Below are 9,804 nucleotides of genomic sequence, written 5' to 3' on the forward strand. Positions count from 1 at the left end.
TCACAATGCTGATCAATAAACCCATGATCAAGCTTTTGATTGGCAATCAGGTGGTGCGCTAAGCCGTTAAATAGGAAGCCATCACTGCCGGGCTTTAAGGGTAAATGCAGGTCAGCAATATCGCAGCTGGCGGTTTTACGTGGATCAATGACAACGATCTTCATCGCAGGGCGCGCGGCTTTGGCTTTTGCTAAACGCTGATAAACAATCGGGTGTGCCCAGGCGAGATTAGAACCGGTAAGAATCACTAAGTCTGCCAACTCAAGATCTTCATAACACCCTGCTACTGTATCAGTGCCAAAAGCGCGTTTGTGCGCCGCTACGGCAGAAGACATACATAAGCGGGAATTAGTATCGATATTAGCGGTACCGATAAAGCCTTTCATGAGCTTATTCGCCACATAATAATCTTCAGTGAGGATCTGCCCGGACACATACATGGCCACAGCGTCGGGGCCGTGTTTTTCGATAATAGCGGATAGCTTGTTAGCAACATGAGAATAAGCCGTGTCCCAATCGACACGCTGGCCTTCAATTTTCGGGGACAGCATACGGCCATGATGGCTAACCGTTTCATCTAAAGCAGAGCCTTTAACGCAGAGTCTACCCTGGTTCGCAGGATGTTCTGTTGAACCGCTCACCGCGATCAAATTACCCTGCTGCATTTTGGCATCTACACCGCAACCAACGCCACAATAAGGACAGGTGGTTTTTATAGTCTCTGTTGTGATCATGTTAATTCCCAAAAAAAAGGCGCTACACAGGAGTAATCCTGAAATAGCGCCATTGCCAAAGCTTCTCAATACCGAGAACAAATGTGGGTACGATTACTGCGTACCTGTCTAACAAATACTGCATCTAACAAATACTGCATCTAACTAAAACTGCACTTAAACTGATGCATAATTAGTGCCATCGTCTTTATGGTGTTCGTATTTTTTTAGTGCCTTGTTATTAAAGAGTTTTTTTAAGAAATGAAGGTGGCTTTTTTAGTTGTGAGTAAATAGCAGATGTTATGCAGGGTGCATCGCAATGAAAATTGCACCGTTGTGGGACTTAACATGTTGTAATATAGCCGGATTTCAATTTAATAACCGAAGCTGATAAATACTCAATAAAATATTAATAGGATGCGCAGGGGCTTTTTATGGATCGTTTGATAGACAACATTATTTTTATAGCGCCCTTGCTGGCTGTTAGTACGGTGGTTATTGGATTTTTATTGCTAATGAACTGGCTGTTGCTGGGACGTCATCCTGAACTTGGGAATGAGAAAAAGCTACCGCGGCAGTTAGCTTTATTGGCACTTACATTGGTCGGCTTGATGATGATTACCTTTTCGTTGCCGGTGAGTGATACCGCACGTAATCAGGTGATAGCGCTCACCGGGGTAATACTTTCCGGTCTTGTTGCGTTCTCATCGACTACTTTTGTTGCCAACTTTATGGCGGGTATCATGCTACGTATGAACCGGCCCTTTAATACGGGTGATTTCATCCGGGTTGAAAGTCATTTCGGTCGCGTTTCTGAACGGGGTTTGTTTGATACCGAAATTCAAAGTGAGCATCGTGAATTAATCACGTTGCCAAACTTGTATCTGATCACCCGTCCGGTAGAGGTGGTCAGTAAATCAGGTGCGATTATTTCCAGTACCCTATCGCTGGGGTACGACATCCACTACTCACGCATAGAATCCCTGTTGATTTCTGCTGCGCAGGCTTGCGAGCTGGCCGATCCTTTCGTTCAGGTCATTGAGTTGGGTAATGATGCGATTACCTACCGGGTGAGTGGTTTACTGGTAGATGTAAAAAGTATGCTGACCACGCGCTCATTGCTGTATCGCGCCATTTTAGATGCATTACATAATGATGGTGTAGAGATTGTATCGCCTAGTTTCGTTAATCAAAGGCGCTTGGAAGGCAATGTCAAAGTAATCCCGGATTTTGCAGTGAAAGCACCGGTCGACACATCATCCAATGTTGAGTCCATTGTTTTTGATAAAGCAGAAAAAGCTGAGCAACACGAATCAGCTCAGGAACAATTGAATACAGAACTACAGGCGTTGGATGAAGAACTCGGCGCAGCCAGTGGTGACGAAAAAGCTAATATAGAAGCTCGCATACAGCAAAAACGACAACAGCTCGACCAGATCAGTGAGCAAAAGGAAGAGGAAAAGGTAAAGTGGGAGTATTGAGTAGCTCCCTTTATATGTAGCACTTGTGATATGCCGCAGATCAGACTTTGTAATAATTTGCACTCAGGGTATAAATTTAAAACTAAATGTAATTGATATTGATTATCATTTGCGTTAATATGATTTTGTTCAATTAGTTAATTCAGATCTCACCTCTGATTAGCTTTTATTCTTTTGCTGATACAGGTCACAAAGGAAGCACGGTTCTTGTCATTTACAGGGTAACTTTCGGGTTACCCTTTTTTTATGCGTTATATTCACTAAATTTATGGATGTATCTAGTGAGCAAAGCGTCTGATTTTATACAAGGGTATGTAAATATAAAGTAATGCTGTGAGCAACTGACATTGGCCACAAGTTGTATTCGATACAGGCTTTTAGTGGTTGCTTATTGAGGTGTTGAAAATTCTTTGAAAGCTTTTTTTATATGAAAGGAATATATACCCTTCTGTTAAAAACCTATTATCTGTTTAACTGACGTCACTCATGGGCTTTAACAATGACTAAAAAAATAGAATATTACTTCGTTTTAAATTCGCCGTGGAGCTATTTTTCCGGCGCTCGTCTTGGCCAGATAGCAAAACAAAAAAATGCTGATATAGACTTAAAACCGGTGCTCCTCGGTGAGCTGTTTCCCCGTACGGGAGGGCAACCGTTGAAACTGCGCTCGGAGCAGCGTCAGGCCTACCGGTTAGCAGAGTTAAAACGCTGGAGTAATAAGTTAGATTTGCCTATTCACCTTGAGCCGACATATTTTCCTGTTGATGAAAGCCTTGCGGTACGTACAGTGATTGCTGCTATCCAGAGCCAGCATGATGCTCTTGAATTAGTGATTGCGTTAGGTGCTGCGCTGTGGAGAGATAATCTCAATTTAGCGGATGAACAGGTAATAGCCGGTGTATTGGTTAAGCTACATTTACCGCTAACACTGATTCAAACCGCCAAAGATGAACAGAGTTACACACAAATATTGAGTGATAATACGGAAGAAGCCATTGCTAAAGGCGTGTTTGGCGTCCCCTCTTTTGTGGTTGGATCAGACGTTTTCTGGGGCCAGGATCGGCTGGATTTTGTTGAGCAAGCACTACGCTGATTGTTCAATGAAGCTATGAAAAAACGCTGGTCAGAAGAAGCTTGTGATGCAGGGATACCACTGCATGAGTATGCGATTCCTGGGCAGGCATGGGTGTTACGTAAAGATCAGGTTGCTGGCATAGATATGCCTGGTATGGATAAAACCGCCCATCTATGTTTCTCTCTAGTAGATGGGCGGTGTCCGTTTTTACTTTTAAACGGTATGAATCATCACTCGCTCATTAATGATCTGAGTTTTCCAGACGGGCAGGCTCACCGTCTCGTCTTCCAGACAGCTGCCATCTTCCAGCAGGAAGTGCTGTTTATACAGGGGGGAGGCAACAAACAACTTGCCCTCTTTGGAGCCAATTATACCGCGTGATATCACATTGGCATTTCCGAAAGGGTCATACTGACCTACGGCATAAACCTTCTGTTCGTCTGGCAAGTAGAAAAGGGCAATTTGCTGCTCATTAAGCAGAGCGCATACACCACTGTTTTCGACTAGGTCGCCGATGCTGCACAGGTCAACCCATTCTGATTGTTTAGTCATTTTATTCTCCTCACATGATCATCTTGATGGGTTCAGCCACTGCTTTTTCTTCTTCAGTAGCGGGCCGGATCTGACCACGCTCTTGAATAAATACAATGTTGTTGTCGGTTTTTTCGCTGTTGACGAAAGTACGGAAGCGTTTCAGTGAATCTTCATCTTCAATGGTGCGTTTCCATTCGCACTCATAAGTTGCAACCACATGTTCCATCTGGCTTTCGAGTGTTTCATTCATACCCAGGTGATCATCGATCACTACTTTTCGCAGATATTCCAGGCCGCCTTCGAGGTTCTCCATCCAGACCGACGTTCGCTGCAGACGTTTACCGGTTTTAATATAAAACATCAGGAAGCGATCGATATATTTCACCAATGTATCTTTGTCGAGGTCGGTAGCGAACAGATCGGCATGACGAGGTTTCATACCACCGTTACCGCATAGATAAAGATTCCAGCCTTTTTCTGTCGCGATAATACCAATATCTTTACTTTGTGCTTCGGCACATTCGCGCGTACAGCCTGATACACCGAACTTGATTTTATGTGGTGCGCGGAGGCCTTTGTAGCGGTTCTCCAGCTCAATAGCGAGTCCGGTGCTGTCGTCTACGCCATAGCGGCACCAGGTGCTACCTACGCATGATTTTACAGTACGCAGTGATTTACCATAGGCATGACCTGTCTCCATGCCTGCATCAATCAGCTCTTTCCAGATTTCCGGCAGCTCTTCAAGACGCGCGCCGAACAGGTCAATTCGCTGGCCGCCGGTTACCTTGGTGTATAGGTTATATTTCTTGCCGACCTGACCAATCGCAATAAGCTGATCGGGTGTGATTTCACCACCGGGTACGCGAGGAACTACTGAATACGTGCCATCCTTCTGCATGTTGGCCATAAAAGTGTCGTTAGTATCCTGTAAACCAACATGCGATTTATCAAGGATATATTCATTCCAACAAGAGGCCAGCATTGAGCCGACAAGCGGTTTGCAGATTTCACAGCCATGACCGTGACCATGCTTACTGAGTAACCCATCAAAAGTTTTGATCTCTTCGATACGGATAATGTTGTAAAGATCCTCACGAGTGAAGGCAAAATGCTCGCAGATATCGTGGCTGACTGTGACGCCGCGCTGTTCTAGCTCGTGGTTAACAAGATCGGTTAATAGTTGAGTACAGCCACCGCATCCGGTAGCGGCTTTTGTATCAGTTTTAACGTCAGCGACGGTCTGAGAACCTGCTTCAATAGAGCAGCAGACTCCACCTTTTGAGACGTCATGACATGAACAAATTTGAGCGGTTTCTGGCAGGGAGCTAACACCTAATCCTGTTTGTGCATCGTCTCCGCCAAAATTAGGTACGATCAATGTCTCAGGGTTTTTCGGCAGTTGAATTCCGTTGAGTGCATACTGCAGTAGGGTGCCGTAGTCATTGGCTTCACCTACCAGAATAGCCCCCAGCAGTTCATTACCTGTTTCAGAAACGACAATCTTTTTATAAATCTGGTTGACCTGATCGTTGTAGGTATAGCTCAGGGCGCCTTTGGTATGGCCATGGGCATCACCGATACTGGCAACATCAATTCCCATCAATTTTAACTTGGTGCTCATATCAGCGCCGAGGAACTGCTTGTCTCCACCGGTAAGCTGTTCAACAACCACTTTCGCCATCGCATAACCCGGTGCAACCAGTCCGAAGATACGACCACTCCATAAAGCACATTCGCCGATAGAATAGATCTTTTGGTCTGATGTCAGACAGTTGTTGTCAACGACAATACCGCCGCGCTCGCCCACTTCAAGACCGCAATCGCGTGCCAGGTTATCACGTGGTCGGATACCGGCTGAAAACAAGATTAAGTCTGTTTCCAGCACGTCACCGTCGGCAAATTCCATACGATGATAGGCATCATTGCCATCAACAATCTGCTGTGTGTTTTTACCGGTATGAACTTTTACACCCAGGTCTTCAATTTTTTTACGTAGCAGGTTACCGCCGCCTTCATCCAGCTGAACCGCCATCAGTCGTGGAGCAAACTCAACCACGTGGGTTTCAAGTCCCAGGTCCTTGATCGCTTTAGCGGCTTCAAGTCCGAGCAAGCCACCACCGACAACAACCCCGACTTTAGCGCCGGCTGCAGACGCTTTAATCGCTTCAAGATCTTCTATGGTGCGGTATACCAGGCAATGCTCACGCGTGTGGCCGGGAACCGGAGGAACAAATGGGTATGAACCGGTGGCCAACACTAACTTGTCATAAAAAAGGGTGGTGCCTTTGTTGGTGTGAACATGCTGTGCGTCACGATCAATCGAGGTGACGGCTTCACCAATCAGGACGTTTAATCCCCAGCTCTGGTAAACATCAATCTGGCCCATCGCCAGATCTTCAGCCGTTGCACCACTAAAGTAGCTACTAAGAAACACCCGGTCATAGGCTAAACGGGGTTCTTCGCAGAAAACAGTGACATTAAACTGATCCAGTTGGCCGCTATCAGCCAGGCTTTGCAGGAACTGGTGTCCTACCATTCCGTTACCAACAACAACGAGGTTTTGCTTGTTCATAGGGAGGCTCCTGTCAGCGCGGTATCCGGCTGATTCTCTTGATCTGAATGATGAGTCGAATTATCTGTGTCTTGCAGGCCTGAACAGTAAGACTGTCCAAACAGCAGGGTGGGCAGCAGATGCTCAATCTTGATCTGTTGCTCTAAAAGTTCGTAATACCAGTTACCATCCTGTACATCGCCAAACAGAACTATGCCGATCAGGGTTTCGTTTCTGATGATGAGTTTGCGGTACGCACGGCGGTCTTTGTCCTGTAGAACCACAACACGGTCATGCGGTTGGCCGTTAACCTCACCCGCGGAGAATAGGTCGATACCGGATATTTTCAGTTTGGTGGGCGTGGCTTTAGTGGAATAGTCTGTATCAGTGCTAAACATTAAGCGATTGGCCAGAATATCGGCCTGATCCCAGATAGGCGCAACTAAGCCGAAGGTTTCACCACGATGTTCGATACATTCACCCAGGGCGCTGATATGTTGGTCAGAAGTGAAGAGCTGATCATCAACCACGATTCCCCGGTTGACCTCTAATGCTGCCGTTTGCGCTAAAGCGGTATTCGGTGTGATGCCTGTGGCAACAATAACCAGGTCAGCGTTCAGCACATCGCCGTTTTTAAGCGTCATGCTGTTAACCGCTGTGTCGCCATGAAAACTATCAACTTCGGTATTCAATAAGGTTTCTATACCACGCTCTTGTAACGAGAGGCGCAACATTTCACCCGCTTGTGCATCCAACTGTCTGTTGAGCAAGTGGCCTGATCGATGAATGACGGTTGTCTTAACACCTTTGATGGCTAACCCGTAGGCTGCTTCCAGGCCGAGTAAACCACCACCAATGACGACCGCGTGATGGGCTGATTTAGCGGTATTCACAATAGCATCAACATCTTCGAGTGTTCGAAAGTCAAAAATATTGTTTAGATGCTGGCCGCTGGCTGCGATTTTCGCAGGACGTGATCCGGTTGCAAAAACCAGATGATCGTAGGTTAATTCAGTGCCGGTATGACTGCGCAGCGACTGTTGCGTGCGGTCAATGTTAACAATGCGTTCGCCGGCAAATAAGGTGATGTTGTGTTCTGCATACCACTCATGTGAATTAAGAACGATCTGCTGTTTCGTTACGTCGCCGGCTAAAAGCGGTGACAGCATAATGCGGTTGTAATTGGGATGGGGTTCTTCACCAAAGACAGAGATTCTGAAACGATCCGGCTGACGGCGGATAATTTCATTCAGTAGTCTGCCTCCTGCCATGCCGCTACCGATAATCACCAAGTGTGGCTGTGTCATCGTTAATCTCCAGAAAAAAAAAGGCGCTCTGCTCGCGCATCATGTTAATGCTTGAGGAGAACGCCATTGTTCAAATACCAATTTGTGTTACTGCTGCTATACATTTAATTATTAAGCGAAAACTGTGCCATTAGTTGAATTATTATATATAACATATAGTTAGCTGTTTTTAATAAGTGTTGAACGCTATGTGCGGTGCACCATTAACAGGACATCTGCCGGATCAGGCACGTTAATGGTGCGGAATCAGGTGTAGTTATTTGGCAGATATACAGGAGTATGTATGTGGTTGAGCGCGTGGTCAGCAACAGGGCAAAAGCAACAGGTTAGAAAACAACCGGATAGATAGCATCAGGGTAAATAGCCTTACTCTTACGTGAGGACTTGTAACAGATTCAGTATAAGAAGTAGCGCTGCGGCACCTTGCCAGAAGCGTACCGGATGTTTTTCAATCAAGGGTTGTTTTAAAATAGTCGCTTCCAGAAGGCGATTGGGTACGCTCAGATCCTGCATGAACTCGGAAAAAGCGTTATAGCGATGAACCGGATTGGGTTGCAGTGCTTTTTTCAGGCAGGCTTCTATCCATATAGGTATCTCTTTACGGTGATGAGTACTGGGGATGTAATTAAGCTCACAATAGTTATCCAGCGTGACTTTTTTAACATTAGGCTCTTTGTACGGCAGCGTGCCGGTCAGCATTTCATAAATGATGACGCCTAAAGAGTAGAGGTCAGACTTGAAGCTGGCCTTTTCACCCACCAAAAACTCCGGTGCAATATAATTGACGCTGCCTTGTGGTACGGATTTATCTAAAGGCGAGTTGATCTCTTCTGATCCTGCAATCAGCACAGTGCCAAAATCCAGGATTTTAATCTGCCCATCCTTGTTGATCATTATATTTTCGGGTTTTAAGTCCTGATGGATCATATCTTTACGCTGAAACGCTCTTAAGCCGCTGACTATCTGCTGTGCCCATTGACGTACCTGGTCAATTGAGGGGGCAGGGTTATCATGCATCCATTGGCGTAAATTAGTCCCTTCAATATATTCACCCAAATAATACATAAAGTGCTTTGGCCGTGCTGGGCGATAAGTTTTCATCACGTGAGGATGGTCCAGTGTCAGTCCAACCCATTCTTCGCGAATGAAGCCATCCAGATATACCAGATCTTCTGCAAAGTTTTCAGAGGGTGCTTTTAAGATAAACAGCTCTGCTGATTCGAGGTCTTTAACCAGATACATATGGCTGCGCGTGCCGCTGAAAATAACCTGCAGTACTTCGAAATCATCAATTGTGTTACCGGGCTTAAGCACCGGTGGAATGGGAAGTTGTGTCAGACGCTGATGGCTTTCATCGAGCGTTTCTAACGGGAGTTGGTTGATCTCAACAATCAGTGCGGTAAGGTTGTCGTCGCTACCGTTGTCGTAGGCTTCTTCAACTATTTTTTGGGCGATGGCCTCTATATGCAGGCTGTTATCGCTTAATAGTGCTTTGATCCGTGCAAACGTTAAGTGTCCGTGTACACCGTCTGTCGTCAGTAAGAGCCTGTCGTTGGGGTTTAGCGCGCGCTTAAAGAAGTCGACTTCCAGGTGTGAATCAGCTCCCAGTGCGCGTGATAAATACTCATGATTTTTGGTAGTCAGTACATGGTCAGAAGTCAGTTGCTCCAGTTCTCCTTCGCTCAGATGGTAGATGCGGGAGTCGCCGACATGAAAGCAAAACAGCGTAGATGACTTCACTACAACCGCAGAGAAGGTCGTCAGCATGCTTTCGCGATGGCCCATTCTGTTTTGGTTTTCATGATAAAGCCAGCGGTTAAGCCCCGTCAGTACGCGTGACGCAGAATGCCCAACTCCCCAACTGGGAGGTGTGCTCAGGTAGTCCTCAATGAAACCAGTGACCGCAGTTTGGCTGGCAATATGAGAATCCTCGCAACTGCTGACGCCGTCAGCAATAGCGGCAGCGGCACCTTTGTATTCGCGTTCGGCACCAGAAGGAAGGGAAGCCGCAAATGCGTCTTGATTCAGCGCTTTTTGTCCTTTGGTTGAATATCCACCAAAACAAACTTCCAGCTGCTTACTCATGTGCGACTCCCTCTCTTTTTGATCTGCGACTTAGCCGTTAATGCCGTGCGTTAACTCA

7 protein-coding genes are annotated in these 9,804 nt (G+C 46.1%); 2 read left to right on the plus strand and 5 right to left on the minus strand.

Annotated features, from left to right (window positions below; translation table 11 throughout):
* Positions 1 to 734, minus strand: a 734-nt coding sequence (locus ABY436_RS16860; protein ID WP_372740096.1) for a molybdopterin-dependent oxidoreductase, incomplete at its 3' end; no start/stop codon positions are given.
* 413 nt (positions 735 to 1,147) lie between these two features.
* Between ABY436_RS16860 and ABY436_RS16865 the strand changes: the two genes are divergently transcribed.
* Positions 1,148 to 2,194, plus strand: coding sequence for a mechanosensitive ion channel domain-containing protein (locus tag ABY436_RS16865; RefSeq protein ID WP_372740097.1), 1,047 nt, complete (start codon positions 1,148 to 1,150; stop codon positions 2,192 to 2,194).
* 499 nt (positions 2,195 to 2,693) lie between these two features.
* Entirely contained in the window at positions 2,694 to 3,287 is a 594-nt protein-coding gene (locus ABY436_RS16870) for a 2-hydroxychromene-2-carboxylate isomerase (protein WP_372740098.1), read from the plus strand.
* Positions 3,288 to 3,482: 195 nt separating this feature from the next.
* On the opposite strand, the gene nirD is transcribed toward ABY436_RS16870, so the two are convergent.
* The 4 genes from nirD to ABY436_RS16890 all read right to left on the minus strand — a co-directional run bounded on the left by nirD (position 3,483) and on the right by ABY436_RS16890 (position 9,746).
* A complete protein-coding gene (gene nirD, locus ABY436_RS16875; protein WP_372740099.1) occupies positions 3,483 to 3,821 on the minus strand; it encodes a nitrite reductase small subunit NirD in 339 nt (112 codons plus the stop codon).
* Between the two features lie 10 nt (positions 3,822 to 3,831).
* Positions 3,832 to 6,375: a nitrite reductase large subunit NirB gene (gene nirB / locus ABY436_RS16880; RefSeq protein WP_372740100.1), complete on the minus strand. Its 2,544-nt coding sequence runs from the start codon at positions 6,373 to 6,375 to the stop codon at positions 3,832 to 3,834.
* A complete protein-coding gene (locus tag ABY436_RS16885; RefSeq protein WP_372740101.1) occupies positions 6,372 to 7,661 on the minus strand; it encodes an NAD(P)/FAD-dependent oxidoreductase in 1,290 nt (429 codons plus the stop codon). Before ABY436_RS16885 ends, nirB begins: the two co-directional genes overlap by 4 nt.
* Positions 7,662 to 8,033: 372 nt before the next feature.
* Positions 8,034 to 9,746 (minus strand): protein kinase, encoded by a 1,713-nt coding sequence (locus tag ABY436_RS16890; RefSeq protein ID WP_372740102.1) that lies wholly within the window; start codon positions 9,744 to 9,746, stop codon positions 8,034 to 8,036.
* Between the last annotated feature and the right edge of the window lie 58 nt (positions 9,747 to 9,804).

The sequence above is a fragment of the Neptunomonas sp. genome, from assembly GCF_041601355.1.
GTDB lineage: Bacteria > Pseudomonadota > Gammaproteobacteria > Pseudomonadales > Balneatricaceae > Neptunomonas.

Coding starts and splice junctions, on each gene's coding strand:
- ABY436_RS16885 (WP_372740101.1), bottom strand. CDS start 7,661: ATGACACAGCCACACTTGGTGATTATCGGTAGCGGCATGGCAGGAGGC.
- ABY436_RS16890 (WP_372740102.1), bottom strand. CDS start 9,746: ATGAGTAAGCAGCTGGAAGTTTGTTTTGGTGGATATTCAACCAAAGGA.
- ABY436_RS16865 (WP_372740097.1), top strand. CDS start 1,148: ATGGATCGTTTGATAGACAACATTATTTTTATAGCGCCCTTGCTGGCT.
- nirD (WP_372740099.1), bottom strand. CDS start 3,821: ATGACTAAACAATCAGAATGGGTTGACCTGTGCAGCATCGGCGACCTA.
- ABY436_RS16870 (WP_372740098.1), top strand. CDS start 2,694: ATGACTAAAAAAATAGAATATTACTTCGTTTTAAATTCGCCGTGGAGC.
- nirB (WP_372740100.1), bottom strand. CDS start 6,375: ATGAACAAGCAAAACCTCGTTGTTGTTGGTAACGGAATGGTAGGACAC.